Source organism: Candidatus Obscuribacterales bacterium, assembly GCA_036703605.1.
Lineage (GTDB): Bacteria > Cyanobacteriota > Cyanobacteriia > RECH01 > RECH01 > RECH01.
This window is the reverse complement of the sequence record DATNRH010001109.1, coordinates 1-1,107: the sequence shown is the minus strand read 5'-3', so window position 1 is coordinate 1,107 and position 1,107 is coordinate 1. Positions and strand designations below refer to the sequence as shown.

Annotated in this window: 1 protein-coding gene and 1 tRNA gene; both read right to left on the bottom strand. The window is 54.7% G+C overall.

What is annotated here, in order from left to right; genetic code table 11:
* A partial coding sequence (locus V6D20_23085) for a hypothetical protein (protein ID HEY9818664.1) occupies positions 1–806 on the bottom strand: 806 nt, incomplete at its 3' end.
* A gap of 174 nt (positions 807–980) precedes the next feature.
* Positions 981–1,067, bottom strand: a tRNA-Leu gene (locus V6D20_23080).
* Positions 1,068–1,107 lie beyond the last annotated feature (40 nt).

Sequence of the window (1,107 nt, the reverse complement as noted above, 5' to 3'; positions counted from 1 at the left end):
ACATCACTGCTGGCAAAGGCAGGTACCATTGTTGCCAGTTGCACATCCGTGATCGGCAGGCGATCAGTGTTGCTGTTCCCAGCCCCCTTAATCTTGATCGCTTGGAAGACGTTGCGGAGGTCTAGGTCATGTTCCAGCAAGACGTGATTGATGGCCGCTTTGATGACACCAAGGTTCCGCTGCACAGAGTTGGGGGCCATGCGTGATAGTAGAAGGTCACGGTAGGAGTTTGCATCGGCCCGGGTGAGGTCTTTTAGCTCCGTCCACTCAAAGCGGTTCTTGCCAAGGCAAAGGATCAGGTCTTTGCGGATACGATCAATCCGAGTGCGTAACCCGTTGTCACTCTCTTCCGCTTTGTAGGTATAGTATTCCTCCAGCACCCGAGAGAGCGACATAGGGGCGGCCTCTGCCGAAGCTGCTCTCAGCTGCCGAGTGACACCCTTGGGGACAGCGTGTTCGAGGTCCTCAGCAAGTTCCTGGAAGTCGTCGAACTCGGGCCACTCAGGATCTACTGCTCCTTGGATGAACATGGATTGGTGGCGTTCACCTAGCCGTTCTCTGACCAGTTCTCTTGCCCGCTCTTCATCTGTGGTGCGTCGTTCGCGATCAAAGAGGGCCTCAATCTCGGCATGGACCTTGGGCAAAGCCTTCAGAGCATCTTGGTAAGTATTCCCGAGCTGCCGGTAGACCGTGGCCTTGGGAATCACTGTGCGCAGGTCTTTGGGCACATTCCGTTTGTAGCGGAACGATCCATTCGCACGGCGGAACATGTAGCGTGGTAGCTTGAGGGGCATTGTCTGATCCATGCTGAGTAATCTCAGCCGCAGGATCACGCGGTGCAACCCAAATCGACCTTCCAGGAGTGACAAATCACTGGCGGAAATTGACGAAAGTGGTCCTAAAAGCGGTCCCGAAAATGGTCCCAAAAAACCCAAAACCCTAGGTTTTCTTTAGTTTTCTTAGCGATATTGGGGGTTTGGTGGTGCCCAGGAGAGGACTCGAACCTCCACGTCCATACAGACACCAGCACCTGAAGCTGGCGCGTCTACCAATTCCGCCACCTGGGCAGGTCACGTTTTGCGGGATGTAAGGCCGGTTCAGGATACT